The sequence below is a fragment of the uncultured Clostridium sp. genome, from assembly GCF_947039605.1.
Lineage (GTDB): Bacteria > Bacillota > Clostridia > Clostridiales > Clostridiaceae > Sarcina.
Map to the genome: position 1 here is coordinate 1 of NZ_CAMQZG010000044.1, position 23,792 is coordinate 23,792.

22 protein-coding genes and 1 pseudogene are annotated in these 23,792 nt (G+C 29.6%); 1 reads left to right on the forward strand and 22 read right to left on the reverse strand.

The genetic code is table 11. The features are described 5' to 3' along the window. From Q0V24_RS13705 to Q0V24_RS13730, 6 genes are all read right to left on the reverse strand, one after another. Positions 1-925, reverse strand: a 925-nt coding sequence (locus Q0V24_RS13705) for a hypothetical protein (RefSeq protein WP_297522358.1), incomplete at its 3' end; no start/stop codon positions are given. Between the two features lie 268 nt (positions 926-1,193). Continuing rightward, positions 1,194-1,580, reverse strand: coding sequence for an aspartate 1-decarboxylase (gene panD / locus Q0V24_RS13710; protein WP_297522359.1), 387 nt, complete (start codon positions 1,578-1,580; stop codon positions 1,194-1,196). A gap of 37 nt (positions 1,581-1,617) precedes the next feature. After that, positions 1,618-2,460 (reverse strand): pantoate--beta-alanine ligase, encoded by an 843-nt coding sequence (panC, locus tag Q0V24_RS13715; protein WP_366938312.1) that lies wholly within the window; start codon positions 2,458-2,460, stop codon positions 1,618-1,620. Positions 2,461-2,477: 17 nt separating this feature from the next. Then, positions 2,478-3,305, reverse strand: coding sequence for a 3-methyl-2-oxobutanoate hydroxymethyltransferase (gene panB / locus Q0V24_RS13720; RefSeq protein WP_297522360.1), 828 nt, complete (start codon positions 3,303-3,305; stop codon positions 2,478-2,480). 3 nt (positions 3,306-3,308) lie between these two features. Beyond that, a complete protein-coding gene (locus tag Q0V24_RS13725) occupies positions 3,309-4,154 on the reverse strand; it encodes a Rossmann-like and DUF2520 domain-containing protein (RefSeq protein WP_297522361.1) in 846 nt (281 codons plus the stop codon). Positions 4,155-4,404: 250 nt separating this feature from the next. Then, complete coding sequence (locus Q0V24_RS13730; RefSeq protein WP_297522362.1) at positions 4,405-4,536, reverse strand: hypothetical protein; 132 nt, start codon at positions 4,534-4,536, stop codon at positions 4,405-4,407. Positions 4,537-4,726: 190 nt separating this feature from the next. Between Q0V24_RS13730 and Q0V24_RS13735 the strand changes: the two genes are divergently transcribed. Next, positions 4,727-5,968 carry a hypothetical protein gene (locus Q0V24_RS13735; protein ID WP_297522363.1) on the forward strand — a complete coding sequence of 414 codons (1,242 nt, stop codon included), beginning with the start codon at positions 4,727-4,729 and terminating at the stop codon, positions 5,966-5,968. Between the two features lie 383 nt (positions 5,969-6,351). Here the strand turns inward: Q0V24_RS13735 and Q0V24_RS13740 are convergent, their stop codons facing one another. The 16 genes and pseudogenes from Q0V24_RS13740 to Q0V24_RS13815 form a co-directional block, all read right to left on the reverse strand. Next, on the reverse strand, positions 6,352-6,630 hold the full coding sequence (locus tag Q0V24_RS13740; RefSeq protein WP_297522364.1) for a hypothetical protein: 279 nt from the start codon (positions 6,628-6,630) through the stop codon (positions 6,352-6,354). Positions 6,631-6,687: 57 nt separating this feature from the next. Further along, complete coding sequence (locus tag Q0V24_RS13745; protein WP_297522365.1) at positions 6,688-6,969, reverse strand: hypothetical protein; 282 nt, start codon at positions 6,967-6,969, stop codon at positions 6,688-6,690. Between the two features lie 115 nt (positions 6,970-7,084). After that, positions 7,085-7,546 carry a pyridoxamine 5'-phosphate oxidase family protein gene (locus Q0V24_RS13750; RefSeq protein WP_297522366.1) on the reverse strand — a complete coding sequence of 154 codons (462 nt, stop codon included), beginning with the start codon at positions 7,544-7,546 and terminating at the stop codon, positions 7,085-7,087. Positions 7,547-7,680: 134 nt separating this feature from the next. Then, positions 7,681-9,045 carry a 23S rRNA (uracil(1939)-C(5))-methyltransferase RlmD gene (gene rlmD / locus Q0V24_RS13755; protein ID WP_297522367.1) on the reverse strand — a complete coding sequence of 455 codons (1,365 nt, stop codon included), beginning with the start codon at positions 9,043-9,045 and terminating at the stop codon, positions 7,681-7,683. Between the two features lie 88 nt (positions 9,046-9,133). Continuing rightward, the gene (locus Q0V24_RS13760) at positions 9,134-9,484 is read right to left on the reverse strand and encodes a DUF1540 domain-containing protein (RefSeq protein WP_297522368.1); all 351 of its coding nucleotides are present in this window, start codon (positions 9,482-9,484) and stop codon (positions 9,134-9,136) included. A gap of 399 nt (positions 9,485-9,883) precedes the next feature. Beyond that, positions 9,884-11,299, reverse strand: coding sequence for a pyruvate kinase (pyk, locus tag Q0V24_RS13765; protein ID WP_297522369.1), 1,416 nt, complete (start codon positions 11,297-11,299; stop codon positions 9,884-9,886). 86 nt (positions 11,300-11,385) lie between these two features. Further along, on the reverse strand, positions 11,386-12,345 hold the full coding sequence (gene pfkA / locus Q0V24_RS13770) for a 6-phosphofructokinase (RefSeq protein ID WP_297522370.1): 960 nt from the start codon (positions 12,343-12,345) through the stop codon (positions 11,386-11,388). Positions 12,346-12,771: 426 nt separating this feature from the next. Continuing rightward, positions 12,772-14,028 carry an OB-fold nucleic acid binding domain-containing protein gene (locus tag Q0V24_RS13775; RefSeq protein ID WP_297522371.1) on the reverse strand — a complete coding sequence of 419 codons (1,257 nt, stop codon included), beginning with the start codon at positions 14,026-14,028 and terminating at the stop codon, positions 12,772-12,774. A 329-nt stretch (positions 14,029-14,357) separates the two neighbouring features. After that, a complete protein-coding gene (locus Q0V24_RS13780) occupies positions 14,358-15,179 on the reverse strand; it encodes an LAGLIDADG family homing endonuclease (RefSeq protein WP_297522372.1) in 822 nt (273 codons plus the stop codon). Between the two features lie 50 nt (positions 15,180-15,229). Beyond that, entirely contained in the window at positions 15,230-17,557 is a 2,328-nt protein-coding gene (locus Q0V24_RS13785) for a DNA polymerase III subunit alpha (RefSeq protein WP_297522373.1), read from the reverse strand. Between the two features lie 211 nt (positions 17,558-17,768). Beyond that, complete coding sequence (whiA, locus tag Q0V24_RS13790) at positions 17,769-18,719, reverse strand: DNA-binding protein WhiA (RefSeq protein WP_297522374.1); 951 nt, start codon at positions 18,717-18,719, stop codon at positions 17,769-17,771. Between the two features lie 41 nt (positions 18,720-18,760). After that, positions 18,761-19,720, reverse strand: a pseudogene (locus Q0V24_RS13795) (gluconeogenesis factor YvcK family protein); the annotation flags it as partial. Positions 19,721-19,775: 55 nt separating this feature from the next. After that, the gene (gene rapZ, locus Q0V24_RS13800; protein ID WP_297522375.1) at positions 19,776-20,660 is read right to left on the reverse strand and encodes an RNase adapter RapZ; all 885 of its coding nucleotides are present in this window, start codon (positions 20,658-20,660) and stop codon (positions 19,776-19,778) included. Positions 20,661-20,848: 188 nt separating this feature from the next. After that, on the reverse strand, positions 20,849-21,553 hold the full coding sequence (locus Q0V24_RS13805) for a hypothetical protein (RefSeq protein ID WP_297522376.1): 705 nt from the start codon (positions 21,551-21,553) through the stop codon (positions 20,849-20,851). Positions 21,554-21,836: 283 nt separating this feature from the next. Further along, positions 21,837-22,664 (reverse strand): hypothetical protein, encoded by an 828-nt coding sequence (locus Q0V24_RS13810; RefSeq protein ID WP_297522377.1) that lies wholly within the window; start codon positions 22,662-22,664, stop codon positions 21,837-21,839. A 94-nt stretch (positions 22,665-22,758) separates the two neighbouring features. Further along, positions 22,759-23,388 carry a hypothetical protein gene (locus tag Q0V24_RS13815; protein ID WP_297522378.1) on the reverse strand — a complete coding sequence of 210 codons (630 nt, stop codon included), beginning with the start codon at positions 23,386-23,388 and terminating at the stop codon, positions 22,759-22,761. Between the last annotated feature and the right edge of the window lie 404 nt (positions 23,389-23,792).

The following is a 23,792-nucleotide window of genomic DNA, read 5'->3' on the forward strand; positions in this document are numbered from 1 at the left end:
TGATTATTGGTTTCTCCGGCTCTGGTTTTACATCCGGCTTGATTATTGGTTTCTCTGGTTCTGGTTTTATATCCGGCTTGATTATTGGTTCTTCTTTTTCTATCTTTGAGATATTTATTTTTATATCAAGATTTTTTCCATCTATAATTTTTGGTATCTCACTATACTTAATCTTCTTATTATTTAAATAGACACTATCTACTTTATAATCTTTAGCTATACTTGGAACTTCTATCTTACTTCCATTTATGCCTTCTATGTTTTTTTCTATCGACTTTTCTCCGCCATTTATAGTTATGTTAACCTTATAATCTTTAACTACAACTATCTTTTCAAGTTTTGCAACAATATCTAGATTTTTATCTGTGAAATATACTGGAACCATATTTCCCTCTGAATATCTGCCATTGACTTGAACATCTACAACCTTGTAACCTTTAGGTACTTTAGGATATGTTATTTTTTCTCCTGAATACCCTGTTGATGTACTTTCTAAAATTTTACCATCTGATTCTATAAGCTTTACTTTTGCTTCATACGAAGCTGGTGAAACTATATAGGTTATATCCTCATTACTATCACCAAGTTTTGTTGGTAATTTAAAGTTTTCAATTTTATTTTGTGCTATTTCCTTACCATTTACTCTAATTTGAGCAATTTGATACCAATTTTCTATTTGTATTGGATCAAAATAAATGTCCATCCCACTAAATCCAGTGTTATATTCATTATATAATATCTTACCACTTTTATTTTCAACCCTTACAGTGGTTGTTACAAATCCTAAAACTTTTCTACTCTCAGTATTACTTATATTATTTGCACTTTTTGTTAGTAATAAAACTTTATTACTAACCGTACTATGCAAAGGCATCAAACTAACAATCCCTATACCAATAGCTATTGCAACTATTTTTTTTCTCATATTATTTTATTACCTCTTATTATTTTAAATTATATTGCGATTATAACAAAATTATATTGTTTTAACAATTTAGCAATGGTTCATGTTCTATATTTAGGAATTTAATACTTTATTTTACTTTTTTTATCTTTTTTTATTTAATATTACTGTTTTTTTAAGTATCTTTTAATTTTTTACATCTTGATTTTTATTCTTTCGCCTTATTTGTACTAAGAAAAAGATTCTAATATTTACAAAATATCAAAATCTTCTTCTTTATATTAACTTTTTATTCAGACAACTGCCCATATTTTTCATAAGAACTAATTCTTTTAATTCTATTCTCTTCATCTACAAATACTACTCTTGGCTTATGGTCTATTGCCTCTTCTCTCCCCATCTCACAATAGCACATAATAATTATCTTATCATTTACCTGAACACACCTTGCAGCAGCTCCATTTAAACATATCATCCCAGTTCCTCTTTCTCCTGCAATCGTATATGTTTCAAACCTTGCTCCATTGTCTATATCAACAATACTTACTTTCTCATACTCCATTACCCCTGCTGCATCTAGTAAATCTTCATCTACCGTTATACTCCCTACATAATCAAGAGCTGCTTGTACCACTGTAGCTCTATGAATTTTTCCTTTTAACATATTAACTCTCATTTTTTAATCCCCCATTTTTTTAACCTTAACCTATTTTTTAACCCTCAAAAGTAAAATTATCTATAAGTCTTGTTTTCCCTATATAAACTGCTATTGCAACTAAAACTGATTTTTCTATAACATCAACCTTTTCTATAGATAAACTATCAACTACTTCTATATAATCAACTTTTGCTAATTTTTCTAGATTTATTATGCTATTTATATGATTTCTTACTTTCTCTGAATTTCTCTCACCATTTTCTATTAAACTTTTAGCACTAATCATAGCTTTATTTAATATAGTCGCTGCCTTTCTCTCATCTTCTAAGAGGTAAGTATTTCTTGAACTCTTAGCAAGTCCATCTTCTTCCCTAATTATAGGACAACCTATAACCTCTACATCTATATTTAAATCTCTAACCATTCTTTTTATAACTGCAAGTTGTTGTGCATCCTTCTCTCCAAAATAAGCTTTATCTGGAGTTACTATATTAAATAACTTTGATACAACACTGCAAACCCCTTTAAAATGTATAGGTCTGCTTTTTCCACAAAGCTCCCCCGTAAGTTTATCCATATCTACAAAAGTTGTAGCATCTTTAGCATACATTTCACTTGCTTCTGGGTTAAAAATCACAGTAGCACCTGCTCTCTCACAAATTTGTGAATCTTTCTTTAAATCCTTTGGATAACTCTCTAAATCTTCCCCAACACCAAACTGAGTAGGATTTACAAATATACTTACAATAACAACTTCATTCTCACTAGATGCTTTCTTTATAAGACTTTCATGCCCTTCATGTAAAAAACCCATAGTAGGGACAAAACCAATACTCACACCTTGTTTTTTCCAATCTTTAATTATCTTTCTTAAATCTTTTATTTTATTTATAAATATCATCATCATCATCACCCTTAATATAACTTTTCTAAAACATCATCACTAACTTTAAAAGTATGCTCACTTGATGGAAAAACTCCATCCTTAACTTCATCTATATATTTCTTAAATGCTACATCTATTTTCTCACCTAAATTATCATACTTCTTCACAAATTTCGGAGTAAAATCACTATACATACCAAGCATATCCTGATAAACAAGAATTTGACCATCACAACCTGCACCTGCTCCAATCCCTATAGTTGGTATACTTATTTTTTTTGAAACAAGTCTTGCAATCATATCTGGCACACATTCAAGCACAACAGCAAAAGCCCCTGCTTTTTCAATAGCAATAGCTTCATCTATAATTCTTTTTGCATTATCTGTATCTTTCCCCTGAACTTTAAAACCACCAAATACATTAACTGATTGAGGTGTAAGACCTATATGACCCATAACCGGTATAGATGCCCTCGTAATCGCTTCTATCTTCTCACAGACCTCAATTCCACCTTCAAGTTTTATAGCCTGTGCCCTACCTTCTTTTATAAGTCTACCTGCATTACAAACTGCATCATAAACTGAGGTTTGATAAGACATAAAAGGCATATCTGCTACTATAAGAGAATTCTTTGCACCTCTTGCAACTGCCTTTGTATGATGAATCATATCTTCCATAGTTACAGATAAAGTATCCTCATAACCAAGACAAACCATTCCTAAAGAATCACCAACTAAAATACCATTAACACCAGAATTATCAATAAGCTTTGCCATAGAATAATCATATCCTGTAAGCATAGTTAGCTTATCATTTTTTGCTTTAGCTTCCCTAAAACTAACAGCTGTATTTCTCATAAACTACTCCCCCAAATAATCAATTATTTCTTTATAATCCCTATCCTTATTTTTCTCTAATGCAACATTTAAAACTTCTCTTGATAAAAGCCTGTAAAGTTCCTTATCTTCTACACTATCTAATACATCAAAATGTGATTTAATAGTTTTTAAATCCCCTCTCTCAATTGGACCTGTAAGACTTTGAACTATTCCATTTTCTTTAATACTCTTCATATTCAAATCAGCAAGTGGCACAATTGCATAAAGTGCTTTTTCCTCTGTAAACCCCAAGCTAACAAGTTCTTTAACACTTTTATTTATAAGCCCTAAAATAAGATTACTAGACCTTACACATGCTAAATGATACTTAACCTTATTTTTACTAGGTATTATGCAACATTCATTTCCTAGTGTATTAAAGAATCTGTGAAAATAGTGTCTATACTTTACACTACCTTCGATTGTAAAAAATGCTTTAGAAAAATTTTTATAGGAATCAAACCTGCTAGAAATAGCAAGCATCGGATGAATAGAATAACCATAAGCCCCTAGACTTTCAATATTTGAAAAAACTTCAGAAGAAATCACCCCACTACAATGACAAATAATTTTGCCTCGTATGCAGAGTTTTTTTAATTCATCCCACACACATTCAATAACAGAATCAGGTGTAGAAATAATAATAGCATCACTTTCTAAAACTAAATCTTCTAAACTTTCATAGCACTTTGTATTTGTAAAATCACTAGCCTCTTTTGTAGATACTATGTTTTTACTACAATAACCACTAACTTTTATGTCATTTGAAATAAAATATTTCCCTAGAGAAACTCCAAGTTTCCCTGCTCCAATAAAACCAAATTTCATAATATCACCTCCATATAACGAAAGTAATTTAACTATAGTATTACTCAAAATTGATGTAACCCATCTAAACTTTTTTCAAATTAAATTTATAAATCTTGGTGCAGTTTTTCTAAAATACCACCCAAATAAACTTTACCATATTTTGGTAATTAGTCAATAAAACTTTTAATTATTAAATTTTCCAAAAAAAAGAACCTTTGTCCTCACAAAGATTCTTTTTTACTTATTTAGTTATATCTTAAGTTTAACCTTAAATATTTCCTGACCCAGCTGATTGCTTACCATATCTATCTGGAAGTAATTTTCCGCCTTTTTTTTGACCTTTTGCTTTTTTCTCAGCTAAAAGATTTTTCATTATTTCTACATTCTTTTGGTTTTTCATAATTTTATTCTCCTATTTCTCTTCATTATGTATTTCATAAAAATCAACTACTGATTTATTATACTAAATATTATTGTTACACGACTTTTAAATTTATTCAAGATTTTATTTTTCTCTTAATACATATGTAACGACTATTTGCGTAAAATTAGCTAAAATTGATAATTATATACAAAAGGAGATTTTACTAATGAAAAAAGTAGCAATACTAATAATAATAGTAGTAGCCGTTGGTGTTGGTGTCTTTAGCTATAATGAAGTTGCTAAAGCTGATTCAACTAACAACACAATTTCTACTAATAACCCTACACAAAGTACTAATCAAAATAATAATTCAAACCAAGAAAATAATAGCAATAATACTAATGATATAAATAATAATTCTGCAACTGCTCCTGAAAAATCAGAAATTCATGTAAAAACTGCAACTGATGCAAAAATTGAAACTACACATACAACAAACCAACCTTCTTCTGAATCAAATCAGAATAATAACTCATCATCTAATGATTTGTTTGCTTATAATTATGGAGTTAATGTTTTTTATAATGAAAATATCATATCTGACCACAAACAGTATGAAAATGCTTTAACTCAAAAATTTAAAACTATATACACAGATAAAAAGAATGTTTTAGTAAAAGTATCTAGCATTTACACAACTGTTCATAATGGAACTATTCAAGCTGTAGCACTTTATATTGCCCAATATCAAAAAAATACTCAAAATGGTTCAGTTGAATATTACACAACTCCTGAAAATATACTGTCAGTAAATGTTGGCTTTGATAGTTTAAAACCAAACACAGCTTTATTCTCTAAGCAAAAGAGTAATACACCCGAATGGGATATTAGTCCAACTGATGACTTTCCATATGAAAATGCACCTACTTATTTAAGTAATTCTGCCCTTTCATATGAATTATATGAAAATCCTTCATCAACTTCACCTATAATAGGTACAGTTTCTTCAAAAGATATTGTTATGCTAATGTCACCTTACAAAGATTATAGTTTAATTGCTGCAAACGGAAGCATAGCTTTTATTAAAACATCAGCTTTACTAGAAGATGCACCAACTATTCCTACAGTTCCCAAAATAGTATATCCTACTTCTATTAATAAGTTTTTAGAACCTATCGGATACTCACTTACTTTAAAAGGTGCGAGTTATGAAGGTGCTAATATCAGTTTATTAAAATCAGCTATGAATTATCAATTTAATGGAACTGGCTATAAAGTTGTAGCTACAAATCTTGAAGGATTTGAAGGTATGATGCATTACGGATGTCAATATAATATAACTTATACAAGCCCAGATGGTCATGTAACTACACTTAAAAACCAAAGAATAAATGGTTTAACAAACTCTGATAATGGTGCTTTTGCATTTTGGTTTGGTAATACAGCAAATAGACCTTTTAACTATTAATTAAAAATAATAAAAAAATTCATGAAGATTTATAACTCTAATCTCCATGAGTTTTTCTTATTCTAGACTTTTAAATCATCAATTTTTTTCCTAAATATTTTACATAATTTTATTTTATTAATCTTTAGGCGAATTTATTCTTTGTACTAATTTTTCTTCATTGTGCTTATTAGTAAATATAACTTTATTTCACTATCTTTTAGAAGCTTTCTCAGACTCTTTAAACCATTTCTATTACTAATAGATATATTTTTATCATCAAATCTATATAAACTCTTATATTTCCCTTGTGTGCTTCCTTAATGCTATTTCTTAAACTATCAATAATTTTCTAATCTCTATTAATACTACTTCCCCTTAAAACATTATAAAAAACTTTGTACTCATATTTTTTTATAGTCCTCAATATTTAGCTCTCTTTTAATTATTTTATTTCTTCTATGTCTATACTCTGATAACTCTTTATATATTTTCACTCTTGCTTCATTAAATTCACCTATCGGTCTATGTTCCATAAGTGCATGTCCAACATTAAAAGATGCAATTTCTGCTAGCTCAACTTTAATTTTATTCATAACCTCTTGTTTATCTATTATAATCTCAGCTACTTTTATATAAGGAGATTTCTTCTTATCCCAGATAATTGAAGGGTCATCCTTCATTCCTTATTTATTACCTCCATAATTCTTAATTATTACAAAGTTTAAAAAGGATAAAGTTTATTTTTTCTCCTCTAAATCAGAAATTCGTTTCTCTAAGAACTCAACTTTATCAATTAAGGTATCTTGCTTATTTTCTAAATCCTCAAGTTTCCCTGATATCATAACAAGCGTACTATCTAATCTCTTACTTTTCCTTGGTTTATCTTGAGTCTCTATTTTTTGATAAATCTTATGCTGACAAATTGCACATATCATCTTAATTTCATTATCTAAAAATTCTATATAAAATTTACTAGCACCACACTTTTCACATTTATAATTATTTTTGAAATAACCCATTTACCATCACCTCAAATTATAATATTCAACTTCTCTTCAAATTGAACATAACCAAAATTTCATTTCAAAGCAAAATAAACTAAAAAAAAGAGAACCAACTCAGGCTCTCTTCAAACTATTTTCTTGCTTTTCCTACAATTCTATCAATATTTATTTTAATAACCTCAACTCTTCCAATAGCTCTTTCAATATGTAACTTTCCTGATTCTAAGTTTTCTTTAGAATATTTATTTAAAATTTCTAAAAGTGCACCTTTTTTCTCATCTCCTGAAATACACTCTACTATTCCAGACACAATAACGCTTTCATAAAGTGTACTGAATTGTTCTGATATTACACAAGTTTGTCCAACTACACAAAAAGAAGCACTAGCATTATTCTTTATATTATCTAACTTATATCCCTCTAAAGCACAATGAAAATATATTGCATTATTCCAATAAATATAACTCATTGGAACCCCATAAGCATTATTATCTCTATCTACTGTAGATAAAATACCATATTCACCTTTTTTCAATAAATCAATTGCATCATCTTTTCCAAGTTCTCTATCTTTTCTTCTTAGCTCTCTCATTATAGTATATCCTTCTTTCTACATTTACTTTACCATATTATCTCACTAATTTTTATCACCTTCAAATATTTTTATTTGCAAACAAAAAAGAGAGCTATTTCTAGCTCTCAATTTTAACTAACTATTATATTAAATTATTTCTTTTCTAATAAAACAACACTCTCAATATGTGGTGTGTGAGGGAACATATCAACTGGTTGAACTTCAACCGCTTTATATCCTCTTTCATCAAGTATAGCAAGATCTCTAGATAATGTACTAGGATCACAGCTAACATAAACTATTCTCTTAACATCAGTGCTTGTAATTGCATTAAGAAGCATTACATCACAACCTCTTCTTGGTGGATCAAGCATTATTACATCTGCTCTTATTCCATCATTAATAAGCTGTGGAATTGCAACTTCTGATTCTCCAATTATAAACTCTACATTATCCACATTATTAATCTGTGCATTTTCTTTAGCATTTTCTATAGCCTTCTCTATTAGTTCTACTCCATATACCTTCTTAGCGTTCTTTGATAAGAATAGAGTAATTGTTCCTGTTCCACAATAAGCATCTATTACAGTCTCTTCTCCTGCTAAATTAGCATACTCTAGAGCCTTACCATATAAAACTTCTGTTTGTGCAGGGTTAACTTGGAAGAATGACTCTGGTGAAATATTAAACTTAAACTCACCAATGTAGTCAGAAATAGTATCTTCGCCCCATAAAGTTATGTTTTCTTGACCAAGTATTACATTAGTCTTCTCAGAATTAATATTTTGAACTACACTCTTAATTCCTTCAACATTCTCAGTTATAGTTTTAATAAATTCCTCTGCATGAGGTAATTTTCTTCCATTAGTAACTATAACAACCATAACTTCATTAGTTTTGAAACCACGTCTTACCATGATATGTCTTAATATTCCAGACTCATCATACTCACCTTCAATATTATATGGTTTAATATTATGTTCTTTTATCCAGTTTCTTGTTAGTGAAATAACCTTATCAGCAACTTCATCTTGAATAATACAACTTTCCATATCCATAATTTCATGACTTCTAGCTGCAAAGAAACCTATGCTAAGCTTACCATTTCTAATACCTATAGGAAGTTGAACTTTATTTCTGTATTTATCAGGATTTTCCATCCCAATAGGAAGTTTAACAATACTATCATCAAGTTTTCCTATTCTTCTAATACATTCTTTAACTCTATCGTATTTAAAATCTAATTGAGCTTCATATGAGTAATGTTGTAAATTACATCCCCCAGAAACTCTATGTTCACATTTCATATCAACTCTATTTGGAGATTTTTCTATAATCTCTACTATCTTACCATAAGCGAATTTCTTTTTAGCTTTAACTATTATAACCTTAACTTTTTCACCTGCTAATGCACCTTCAACGAAAATTGGGAAGTTATCATCTATCTTAGCAACTCCTTCTCCTTCGTATCCTTGTGAAATTATATCTAATATATACTCTTTATTCTTTTCTATCATAATGCACTCACCCATCAATTTTTATTTTAATTATTAAATTCTAACATAATTAGAACAATTTTTACAACAAAACAATTTTTATTTAATTTTACTTCATTACAAAACTAGTACAACTAGTATCACCTTGAACTGCTGAATATATTTGTAAAGAATTTTTACTGCACTCTCCATACTTATTGTGTTTACAAGTGTTAGCTGAACATGATACAGCTGGATGCGCTGGCGCTCCATCAAATATATCCTGACTTACTAACCCTGTATAATTAGTATTAAATATATTTTTAAGATTATTTCCTATACTATCCTCTGAATATGTAACACATCTTGTTTCTCCCTCAGTATGTGCACCTACACCTTTTATGTGTATTTTATTTGCCTGACAAAGACCTCCACCGTTACTAGCACAACTTTCAGCATTACAAACTAAATTATTTGGCATAACAAACAACTCCTTTTTTTCTTTTTCTATATTAGTTTTTACCATAGATAAATTTTCATACTAACAAAATATTAAAAAATATGATTTTTCTAATATTTTTGTATATATAAGCTATATAACTATGAATTTACTATTTTAAAAAAGAAAAAGCACCAGTTCAAAGAATTGGTGCTAATGCAAATAGTAAGGAACAGTTGCCATTATATTCCTATTTATAGTCTTTCATATAAGATAAGACAATATACACTATTATATTGTAAAATCGCCTCTTTAAATGTTAACATTTTGTAAATTTTAAATCAAGTCTTATTTTTTTATATATTTTTTTCTTTAAAAATTATGTAAAAAAATAGGCTATTTCAAAAAGAAATAGCCTACTTCCTATAATAAGTTAATTAATTACTTAACAACACTTACTTTTAATAAATCTGTTGATCCAACTTCGTTAGCAACTCCAGCAGCTATTACAACTGTGTCTCCTGCTTTAACGTATCCGTTCTCTTTTGAAAGTTCAACAGTTCTTGTCATTATTTCATCTGTTGATTTCATTTCATCAGCAACGATTGCAAATACTCCATATTTTAAAGCTAATTTCTTAGCAACTCTTTCACTTGGTGTAACTGCTATTATTGGGCTTACAGGTCTACATTGAGATAATCTACTAGCTGTAGCTCCTGATTTTGTAGCTGATATGATAGCTGTAGCATCTAATTCTGCAGCAGCATTACAAGCAGCTCTTGATATAACACCTGATATAGCTGGTGTGTGATTTTTAGCATCTGAAGTAGAAACTTCATAAGCTAAATCTCTTTCAGCAGTAACAGCTATTTTAGACATAGTCTCAACAGCTTCTACTGGCCAACTTCCATTAGCTGACTCACCACTTAACATGATAGCATCTGTTCCATCAAATATAGCGTTAGCTATATCTGAAACCTCAGCTCTTGTAGGTCTTGGATTTCTGATCATTGAATCTAACATTTGTGTAGCTGTAATAACTGGCTTACCAGCTTCTTTACATTTTCTGATCATCATTTTTTGTGCTGAAGGTACTTCTTCCATTGGAATCTCAACTCCAAGGTCTCCTCTAGCTACCATGATTCCGTCTGATACTTCGATGATTGAATCGATATTATCAACACCCTCTTGGTTTTCTATTTTAGAGAATATTTGAATATCTTCTCCGCCATTAGCTTTTAATACTTCTCTTATAGCTATTACATCTTCAGCTTTTCTGATGAATGAAGCAGCAACTAAGTTAACTTTCATTTCACAACCGAATACTAAATCTGATCTATCTTTATCTGTCATAGCTGGTAATTTGATTGAAACTCCAGGAACGTTAACACCTTTGTGAGTTCCAACTATACCTGTATTTTTAACTACACAGTGTACTTTGTTTCCTTCTACTGATTCAACTTCTAATCCAACTAAACCATCATCGATTAAGATTATGTTTCCTGCTTTAACATCGTTAGCAAGGCCAGCATATGTTACTGAACATTTTGTTGTATCTCCGATAACTTCTTCCCCAGCATATACTGTGAACTTATCTCCCATTGTTAACTCAAGCTTATTTGGCTCAAATTTACCTGTTCTGATTTCTGGTCCTTTTGTATCTAAAAGTATTGCTACTTCTTTACCTAATTTAGCTGATAACTCTCTAACTTTAACCATTCTTCCTCTGTGCTCTTCATGATCTCCGTGTGAGAAGTTATGTCTTGAAGCGTTCATTCCTGCCTCAATTATTTTTGTTAATATTTCATTACTTTCACTAGCTGGACCTACTGTACATACCATTTTTGTTTTTCTCATTTTACATCCACTCCTGTCTCATTCGTTTTTTAATAAAACCTTAATTATAATTTGAATATATATAAATATAAGTTAATTAACTAAAATTATTTATTGATAGCATTTGCCATTTCATATAATTCCATATCAAATGATCTTGGAACCGCAATTGCCTCATCAATATCCATATCTATTATTTTGTTGTCTTTTATTCCGACAACTCTAGCTGTTTTTCCTTCCATAAGAAGTTCTACAGCTCTTGCACCAAGCTTTGATGATAGTATTCTATCGTTTGGAGTTGGTGTTCCACCTCTTTGTATGTGACCTAAGATAGTCGCTCTTGTTTCAGCTCCTGTCTTTTCTTCAATATATTTAGCTAGTTCATATGAACCACCAATACCCTCAGCAACAATTACTATTGTGTGAGTTTTTCCTCTTGATTTACCCTCAAGAATTTGATCACATAAAGCTTCTTTGTTAAATTCTAATTCAGGAACAATAATTGCTTCTGCTCCACTTGCTATTCCAGCATATAAAGCTAAATCTCCACAACTTCTTCCCATTACCTCAATAACTGATACTCTATCATGTGATGTAGAAGTATCTCTTAATTTACTTATAGCATCTGATATTGTTTCTAAAGCTGTATCAAATCCTATAGTAAAATCTGTATAAGGTAAATCATTATCTATTGTAGCTGGTATTCCGATAGTCTTAACACCAAGTTTTGATAATAACTTAGCACCCATGAATGATCCATCTCCACCTGCAACAACTAAAGCATCTACACCATTATTTTTTAATAGGTTAGCTGCATGTTCTCTTACTTCTTCTTGTTTAAATTCTGGACATCTAGCAGTTCTTAATACAGTACCACCTCTGTGAATTATATCTGAAACTGAACCTCTGTTCATTTCTATAAGTTCACCGTTTATTAATCCACTGTATCCTCTTTTTACTCCAACTACGTCTAATCCTTTGTGAAGTGCCATTCTTACGACCGCTCTAATTGCAGCGTTCATTCCTGGAGCATCTCCACCACTTGTTAAAATAGCTATTTTTTTCATGATATTCCTCCTTCACACCACCGGGTCTATTAAGGTCCCATTGATGCTATTTTTTTACCCACCTTGTTAAGAAATTCAGAAAAACTTTATCCAAGACTTTATGAGTCGTTGTTTTCCTATTCTTTTTTGAAAAATTCTAACAATTCAATTTTACTTAAAGTACAAGCTATTTTCAAGTTTTTTTATATTTAATTGAGTAAAAAAAAGGTTTATTTATGGTATTTTTTATTAAAACGTCTAAAATACTTAACTATTTTAGATTTATATATTTTTTTGTTAAACATCCTTTTAATTGCGTATTTAATAGTCTAAGAGATTTTATTAGAAGTTATTATTAATATTTTTAAATTAATAGAACTAAACTAGAAAACTTTTTTTTAGTCCTGTTAATTTTGTGTTAATCTGTTCACAAAAAATTAACATTAGCTATTCTACTAGCTTTACGTTATCTTGCCCAAATTTATTTTCAAGAAATTTGATAACACCTTTTTCAGTATTTACCCAACATTCTCGTGCTAATCTAAAACTTTGATGCTCTTTTGCAGCAACAATATATACCGGTGTATCCCCTCTAAAAGGTTCAAGTACATGCTTTAATACTTTATTCATCTCTCTAGCCTTAGTTGAATCTTCAACTCTTATATAAAGTTTTGCTGCATTTACATTTTCTAAAATTTTTACTTCTTCACATAAAATCTTTGCCTCTTCATCATCTTTGAATGAAATTCTACCCCTTACAACAACAAGTAAATCATCATGAACTAAAGAATTACATCTTTCTAATGTCTTTGGAAATACAATAAGTTCTAACATTCCTGATAAATCTTCAAGAGTAGCAAAGGCCATTATTGTATTATTTCTTGTAACTTTTCTTGTAACTCCTGATAGAATACCACCAACAATTACCTTATCTCCATCATTAAGTGATACATCAGCATCTATCATTTCATCAGTTGTATCATCTAACTTTTTCTTTTCTTCTAATATCTTTCCAATCTCTATTGATGTTTGTTCCTTTAAACTCTGCTTATACTCATCAAGTGGATGACCTGTAATATAAAGTCCTGTCATCTCTTTTTCCATAGCAAGAATCATTTTTTTTGGAAACTCTTTTATATTTTCATATTTTATTTCAAGATGACTTGTATCTTCTTCCTGGAGTGAACCAAAAAGTGTCATTTGTCCATCTATATTCTTTTTCTTTTGTGAAGCTATCCCATCCATAAGCTTTTCATGAACACTTACAAGTTGAGATCTATAAATTCCAAATTCATCAAAAGCCCCAGCTTTTATAAGACTTTCAACAGCTCTTTTATTTATAGTTCCAAGTTCCATCTTATTGCAGAAATTCATAAGTGATGTAAACTTACCTTTATCAGCTCTAGCCTCTGCTATTGCATCAACAACATTTACTCCAACATTCTTGATAGCTGCAAGTCCAAATCTTATACTATTTCCCTGAACTGTAAACTTAGAATAACTTTCATTTATACTTGGTGGAAGAACATCTATATCTAGTTCTTTAGCTGTTCTAATGTACTCTGCAACTTTCTCATTTGTACCCATTACCGAGTTAAGCATAGCTGCTAAAAATTCAACTGGATAATACCTCATTAAGAATGCAGTCTGATATCCTATGACTGCATATGCTGCCGCATGACTCTTATTGACATTTTTTTCCATATTAATTTTAAATAATATGTACTTAGCATCTCTGCTAAGATAGGACTATATAATCACCTCTAAACTAGAGGGTAAGGCACTCTTGGACATTTCTCCCTATAAAATAATTACTTAGGATAGTTTGTCTAGTCTCTGAACCTTCAACCTATTTCTAGGTAGCTTGGCTGCGGATTGACTAATTCTTAAACTTTTTACTATACCTTAGATAATTACTCTAAGCCATTATGTATATTACTATCATAATTTAGTATTTAAGATTCTAAAGTTTTCCCCGCAATTCACCTTATTTTCATTGAAAATCACTTTCCAATGGCACTCAAAACAAATTTCTATTTTTCATATTTTCTATCCATAAAAATTGTACTATCTTTATACAAATACTCAAATATGTACCTTGCTTCACTCTTTGCCCTACAAACTAATCTTTTTATTTCATTAGTTTTTGTATTTAAAAGCTTATGGTACTTTAAATTCATAATATTTTTAACTTCATTTAACATTGATTCTGTTCCAAGTATATCAAATCCATAAGTTGGGTAAGTATATTTCTTTTTAATACCACTTACAATATGATATGTTGTATTGTGCGACAAAATAATACTTCCATCACCATCAAAATATCCTCTTATAAAATGCCGTTCTAAGTTGCTTTTAATATCAGGAACACTACTTATTGTCATTGATTTATTAGGATATAAACCTATTTTTCTTAAATCACTTGCCATAACTTTTGAAGAAAAATTTAAAACACTCGAAATTTTTGAATTCTCAAAATTCCCTTTATTTCCTTTTCTTATATCACCCGTAAACTCTATGGCATTTTTAATCTTTCTTATTATATCTTCATCAATAGATGATATTGCTATATTGTTAAACTTATTATCGCCAACAAAGCCATCTGCATAAATGAATCCAAGTATATAGGCTTTTTCTTCCGAATCAATTTTATTAAAATAATTTTCATTTAAAGTATATCTATTTTTTCTTTTAGTATTTATATTTGCTTCTCTTAAAACTCGTGAAATACCTCTAATAGAAACACTTAACTCTTTAGCTATAACACTAAATGTACAATTTTTATTTTTATAGTAATAATCTATTATTTTCTCTTTATCCAAAATATCCAAATTGTTGTATTTTTTTATACTCATAAAACCACCAATAGATATTTTTGCCAAATAAAGAGTTTTTTATTCTTGTTTTATATTAATGCATAAGAGGCAAAATCCATCATTGAATCAAATATCTTATTTGCTACATTAGCAGGGATTCCATTTTTTTCACATCCCTGAACTTCCACATTTCCATTTTCATCTGTAACCCCATATATAAAGTTCTTTCTTTCCTCTTCCATTACTTCATGTTTCTTTTTAGACATAGCTCTTCTTACAAGGTCACTTCTTCCCATAGAATAACCTGCAAGTTTTCTAACTATTTCCATTACTTGCTCCTGGTAAACCATTACGCCATAAGTAACATCAAGAATATCTTCTAATTTCTTATCAAGATATTGAACTCCTTCTGGGTTTCTTTTTCCTTCTATATATTTTGGAATTTCTGCCATTGGACCTGGTCTATAAAGTGATATTCCAGCTATAATATCCTCAAAGGTATCAGGCTTTAATTCCTTCATAAATGATGTCATCCCTGCTGATTCTAATTGGAATACCCCAGCAGTTTTTCCTTCACCAATCATTTTAAATACTTCTTTGTCATCTAAACTTATATCATCTAAATTAATAGTAATCCCTCTGTTTTGCTTGATCATTTTAACTGCATCAGCCATAACTGTAAGAGTTCTTAGACCAAGGAAATCCATTTTTAATAATCCAAGTTCTTCTAGAGTTGTCATATCAAATTGACTTACTATTGATTCATCATTTTTTTGTAATGGAACATATTCCACAAGTGGCTTAGAAGCTATTACAACTCCTGCTGCGTGTGTCGATGAGTGTCTTGGAAGACCTTCAAGTCTTCTTGCTACATCAATAAGCTCCTTTACTCTATCATCTGTATTATAAGCATCTTTAAACTCTGGGTTAAGTTCTAGTGCCTTATCTATACTAATTCCTAACATTGTAGGAATCATTTTTGCAATTCTATCAACTTCACCATACGTATAGTTCATAGCTCTTCCTACATCCCTTATACAAGCTCTTGGAGCCATTGTTCCAAAAGTTATAATCTGAGATACATTTGTTTCTCCATATTTTTCTACAACATAATCAATTACCTCTTGTCTTCTTTCATAACAAAAATCCGAATCTATATCTGGCATACTTACACGCTCTGGATTTAAAAAACGTTCAAAAAGCAAGCTGTATTTTATTGGATCTATTTTTGTTATTCCAAGTGTAAATGCAACTATTGAACCCGCAGCAGAACCTCTTCCCGGCCCTGTTGGAATATCACTATCTATTGCATACTTTATAAAGTCCCAAACAATTAGAAAATAATCTACGTATCCCATTTGTTTAATTACTCCAAGTTCATATAAAAGTCTATCTACAAGAATTTTTGCTTCATCATTGGATTCTGCAAATTGAATTATCTCCTTATACTGACTTCCTGAATTGAACAAATGAAACACTTCATATCTTTCTACAAGTCCTTCAAAACAAGTTTTTACAAGGTACTCATATGGATCATTTTCATCATTTGGCAATGGATATACAGGTAATTTAGATACATGAAACTCATAATCAAAGTTACACATCTGTGCTATCTTCACTGTATTTTCAAGAGCCTCTGGTACATGTGAAAATATCTCCCACATTTCTTCTGGAGATTTTATATAAAATTGGTCTGAACCATATCTCATTCTATTTTCATCATGAATTGTCTTTCCTGTTTGGATACAAAGCAGAATATCATGAGCTTTAAAATCTTCTTCATAAATATAATGAAGATCATTTGTAGCAACTAAAGGTATATCAAGCTCTTTTGAAAGCTGTATATTAACTTCATTTACTTTTCTTTGTTCCTCTAGACCATGATTTTGTAGCTCTAAATAAAAACCATCTTTAAATGTATTCTTATAAAAAAGCGCAGCTTCCTTTGCTTTTTCTATATTATTATTTGAAATAGCTCTTTGAACCTCACCACCAAGACAAGCACTTAATGCTATAAGACCTTCTGAGTGCTTTTCTAAGAATGCTCTATCAATCCTTGGCTTATAATAGAATCCTTCTATTGAAGCAGCTGATGTTATCTTCATAAGGTTCTGATACCCTTTTGCATTCTTAACTAAAAGAACTAAGTGATAAGTTTTATTCTCCGAATCATTTTGCTTTAAATGCATTGATTTTGGAACAACATAAACTTCACATCCTAAAATAGGCTTTATACCAAGATTTTTAGCTTTCTTATAGAAATCTACACACCCATACATAACACCATGGTCTGTAAGTGCTATACTATCCATTCCTAGCTCTTTGGTTCTCTCTAAAATATTTTTAATTTTTCCCGAACCATCTAAAAGACTATATCCAGAATGGACATGCAAGTGAACAAACTTCTTATCTGACAAATTACTCACTTCCTTTCTTTTTTAATTTTCAACAAAAATTGTGAAAAACAATCACCATTTTCTGCATTTCTCATAGAATGTTATTAGATAAACCTAATGCAACTTCTTTTCAACACACATAAAAAAATGCTAGGTGTTCTTCTCCCCTCACCTAGCATTTTATCATATTTATAACTATATATTGACACAATTCTTTAGAATATGTCTTTTTTTACATACCATCTTCTTTTAATTCTTGAGCAATCTTCTCTATTTTTCTCAGTCTATGGTTAATACCAGACTTTCCAATAGGCGGATCTAGTAATTCACCTAGTTCCTTTAAAGACTCCTCAGTATTTTCAAGTCTCAAATATGCTATTTCTTGAAGATTCTTTGGAAGTCTTGAAATTCCAACAGTTGAATCTATGTATCTAATGCTCTCAACTTGTCTAACCGCTGCATTAACAGTTTTACTTAAATTAGCTGTTTCACAGTTAACCAGTCTATTTACATTATTTCTCATTTCTTTCATAATTCTAACATTCTCAATTTCTAAAAGACAAGTATGTGCTCCTATTACACTAAGCATATCTTGAATTTTTTCAACTTCTTTTATATAGACTATAAAACTATTTTTTCTTTTTATTACTTTTGAATTTAATTTATAGTGGTTTATTATATTTCTTAAATCATTCGCAAATTCTTCTGAATGGGCTACAAATTCTAAATGGTATGTTTTCTCAGGGTTACTTATACTTCCCCCACCAACAAACGCACCTCTTATAAAGGCTCTCTTTTTATCCTCTGTATTTACAAACTTATTATCTATTGTGTAATCTAATGATATAATACCATCATCTTCTTTTAATATACCTGTAAGTTTTAATAAATCTTTGACACCCATTTCTTCATCAATAACAACCATATATATATTATTCTTTTTTAATGAGTTACTTTTCTTTACCATAAGCTTTGCATGTATACCAAAAAATTCTTTTAATAGTGTAAATGCAAGTCTAGCTGATGCTGGGTTTTCTGTTGTTATTCTGAACTTTATTCCTTTACCACTAAAAGCTAAAGTTCCACTAACTTTCATTATAGCAGCTATTTCTGATAAAGCTTCATCCTTAGATATTTCACTGTATCTACAAATTTCCCCTTTTACTTTTGATGAAAATGACATGAATGTTCCTTCCTTTTCTAATTAATTTTTTCTTTTTATTGCCTTTCCATTATAGTTTTTATAATGAGTTCTGACAAGGCATTCGCATCATGTCTTATATAATTATATTTAACTTTCACTAGATTACCTTCTACTATTTTAATTCCCATGCTCTCAACTTTCTCTCGATCAAGCTTTACAACTTGGGAATTCTTCTCATTATATCTAGTTACTAAAATAGCGCTTATATCTTCAATATTCGCTATAACTGTATCTATAATGTTATCCCCACAATGTTTTATAATTTCTGTTATATGCTCTGAAACTGTAAAATTTGTTGTTTCTCCTGGTTGAGTCATAACATTACAAATATATATTTTAGGACAACTTGTAAATTGAATTGCCTTAGTAATATCTTTAACTAAAAGGTTAGGTAAAATACTTGTATATAAACTCCCTGGTCCAAGAACTATAGCATCTGCTTCTTCTATTGCTGTTAAAGCATCTCCAATAGCATCTGCCTCTTCTGGTATTATTTTAAGCTCCTTTATCCTACTTTTCTGCTCAATTGCAGCTTCTGGAATATTAGATTCACCTTTAATAATATTTCCATTTTCAAGTTCTGCCTCAAGTTCCATATAATCAAGTGTAACTGGAAGAACTCTACCTCTAACAGCTAAAACTGAACTCATTTTTTGGACTGCATCTTCAAAATTTATTGAAATTCCATTCATTGCTGCAAGAAATAAATTCCCAAAACTTTGCCCTTTTAATCTTCCATCTTTAAATCTATAATTTAAAAGATCTGTCATAATAGGCTCTGTATTTGCAAGCGCTAAAATACAGTTTCTCACATCTCCTGGTGGAAGCATCCCAAGATCATTTCTCAAATCTCCTGACCCACCACCATCATCACCTACTGTAACAATCGCTGTAATATTATAACTATGTTTTTTAAGACCTCTTAACATAGTTGAAAGTCCTGTTCCTCCACCGATAACTACAATTTTTGGTCCTTCTACTCCAGCTTCACACTCTTGTCGCATCTCTACTCACTCCTATTTATAATGTTTTATCTTATAGTTTTTTAGCACCTCTATTTACATCTTCATTCATATCTCTATGTTCAACGGATGCATTGAACCCTTTTTTTAGTAAATCTCTACAAGTTTCTTCTGCTATCGCTACTGATCTATGTCTACCACCAGTACATCCTATTGAAACAATAAGCTGTCTTTTGCCTTCTTTAACATAGTGTGGTATCAAATATTCAAGCATATCTAAATTTCTACTCATAAACCCTATAGTTTCATCTTGTTTTAAAACATAATCTCTAACTGGTTCATCTTTTCCCGAAAAAGGTTTAAGCTCCGGTATATAAAATGGATTTGGTATAAATCTAACATCAAATACTAAATCTGAATCCATAGGAATTCCATATTTAAATCCAAACGATAAAACTGTAACTGATATTGTATGTTCTGCTTCTCTTCCATCACCATATAAAACATTTAACTTTTCTCTTAAATCTTTTATAGCATATTTTGAAGTATCTACAATATTATCCGCTCTATCTTTAATTTCTCTAAGTTTTGATCTTTCATCATTTATTCCTGTTAAAACTCTTCCATCTGGCGATAACGGGTGACTTCTTCTACTCTCTTTAAATCTTTTAACAAGTACCTCATCATTTGAATCAAGGAATAAAATTTCATAATTAAAATTATTATTTTTAAGATAAGTTAAACTCTCAAATAGATCATCAAAGAATATTCCGCCTCTAATATCTATAACTAAAGCTACTTTGTCTATATCCCCCTGTCCTTGTCCACACGCTTCTGCAAACTTTGGTATTAATTTTGGAGGTAAATTATCTACACAGAAATAACCTAAATCCTCTAAACTTCTTGTCGCCTCTGTCTTTCCAGCTCCTGAAAGCCCTGTAACTATTACGAATCTCATAGCATATATCCTCCCTAATTTCTTTACTTCTTTATTTTTTATTATAGCATATTAACAGCTCTAATTCTTTAATGCAAAACGCTCCTATAATACAAAATATATAAATAAAAACCCCTATAACGTCATATAGGATTTCTTAATCTTCTTTTCGCTAAAGATTATTAAGAAATCCTAAATAAATATTGTTATTAACTTACAGTTTTAAATTCTTCTTTACTTTCTTTCACAACACCATGTATCTGTGCTAAAAGTTGTAATTTCTCTATATTTTCTGAATCTATCACTGTCTGCGCCCATACCATAACTGAAAAATTATCGCTAAAGCATATATCTGCTCCAGTTATTTGACCATTTGTATTTTTCTTTATCTCAATGTGATCAACATGTTTAAAATCACTACTGTAAGAATCATCCTCATTTTGATAGTAAAGTGCAAAATCATTTGTAAATTGTTTTATATCAATTCTATCCCCATTTACAACTATCATTGAATAACAAGGTTCATTACCAGCCTCTTGTATATCTCCATCTAAAAGCATATTAAAAATCTCACAGTAATCACTTTTTCTCTCGCTTTTAACTTCCCACTGTTTGATTATATGCTTTAATAAATCTTTGTCATTATAAATTTTCAGTCCCTTTATTTTCAAATCATTATTCTTAATTTTATTAATATAAATTTTTATTAGCTCATCAAGTTTAACATCACTATTCTCTTCTATATCATTAACTATCTCAATAATTATATTTGAAAAAATATAATCTTTATCTCCATTAGTTATACTTCTAAATAGCTGTTTCTTATATTTTTTAATAAGCTTTAGCACATAAGAGGCGTCATATTCATTTATACTATTTACAATTTTTGAATCTCTAGATATAAAACCAAACATATACTTCAGTCCTTTCAATAATTTATTTACATTAGATAAAATAAAGTATTTCTCACTATCCCCATGTAAGTATTTTAACAAATTCACTCTACCACAAATCACCTAGAAAAATTAGCCATTAAAATTTTACAATCAATAAATTAATATGGGTTTTATATCTAAAAAAATAAAAATAACCCAATATCTTTATATGTAATTAGATAATATTAGGTTATTTCTTCATTCTTTATAATTCGTCAACAAAATTTCTACTATACTCTAATTTTTTTATTTTACTTTGTTTTTACTTTTTGATTTTACTTTTTGATTTTGATTTTGATGTACTACTTTTTTTATTTGAATTAACTCCACTGCTTTTTGATGTATTATTTTTCCCGCTATTTATAGCACCATTTATTCCAGCTCCAACCGCTGCTTTTTTAGTTTTAGAATTTGATTTTGATGACTTTATAGAATTTAAAATTCCTGTAAGATATATAACTTGGTCAGCAGGTATTATACTATTATCATGTACATTAATCACATACTCAGCTCTTATAGGATTAAACTTTGCATTTATCTCATAACAAAGCTTATCATTCATATCATAAATTTTAAATGTATCAAAGAATGAAAATACTTTTTGCTTTAAATATCCAATTTCTTGTTTTTTCTCATTGTAAAAATGGAAATTATAACCTATTTTTAAAAGGTCATTTAATTTTTCCTCACCAATATAACCCACAATTTTTCCATCTTTGTTCTGAACTTCTGCAAGTCTACTCAGTTTTATCCCCCATCTTTTAACTTGCTTTTCAGATGATATTTTCGTCCCATTTTCAGTTTCTATACTTAAAGTATCACCTAAAACATTTAAAAACTCCCCATCCATATCACCAAATTTTTGACCATCAATATCTATACTATATGATTTTCCAAGACTCACTAAATCCTTGCTTATCTCTATCTGCTTTGCACCATTTAATTGACTCATAGCTATATTATAGTTATTTGTAGCTTCCTGCGTAGTTATAGGTGGCTTTTCTTTTTCTTTGTTTCCACAAGCTACTAATCCTATGCCTGCCCCTACAACTCCTAATATTGCAATTATCAAAACTATCTTTTTATTCATTTTATACCCCTTTGTACAATATTTGTAGTAATATTATCATCTACCATTTTTGACCAATTTACAAGTTTTTTATACAAAAAGAAAAACCAAGTAGCTATGCTACCTGATTTTTAATTTTATTTAATTCAAGATTTAACTCTGAATTACTAATATTCATTTTTGCTATATTAAGTCCTTTTTCAGCAGCAGGATTAATTGTTATAGTTCCATTATTTTTATTTACTGTGATATAACCATTATCTCTAAGTTTATCAAATAATATGCTTTGAGGAATTGGAATAAATCCAACTTTCCCTGAATCATAATGTAATACACCCTTGCCATTCTCTGACTTCACATTAAAAATAAGTTTTGCCTGTGATGGAACTCCATGTACTTTAGTAGTCAAATATAAATCTAACTTCTTACCCTTAGGCTCTACTTTAACCCCTGTCACATACTTAGTAGCTGCTGGTGATTTTGATACTGCATATGCTGCAAGATTACTTAAATCTTTAGAATTAAGCTTAACTGTCTTTGTCCCATTTATATCATTTGTATTTATCCCAATACTTTTCACAATATCTTGTGGAGTAAACTTTTGAGCAATTGAACTAATATTAATCTGCCCTGCATCAGCAACAGAAGTCGTTTCTACACTTGGTCTAAATGCTGCAAAATATATTCCAAATAATACTCCTATTATAATAAGTATCGCTATAATTATCCCTATTAATATTTTCATTCCTTTATTCAATACAAGCACCTCAATTCTTCTTTTGTTTAAATATTTTAATTTATATATGTCTTTTAATATAAATAATAATTACCTATAAAACAAGGTCTTATTAGATACATATTAGTAAATAATGGATTAATTTCAAATTTAATTTACTATAGTTAGTAATATAACGCTAAAAATATTTCTATTCACACATACCTTTCAAGAAAAAAATTTAATATTAATTTTAAACTCATTTTTCAATTAATACCATTAACAAAGAAAAAAACAAACTATTAAGCTCTAATTTAATAACGTTTAAAGATAATATTTTATGGCGGTGTTTATATCCTAAAGTACTATTTATATAACTTTGGACTTACGTCAATATCTTGGACACAAAAAATCGAACTTTTTTTCTAGACTAC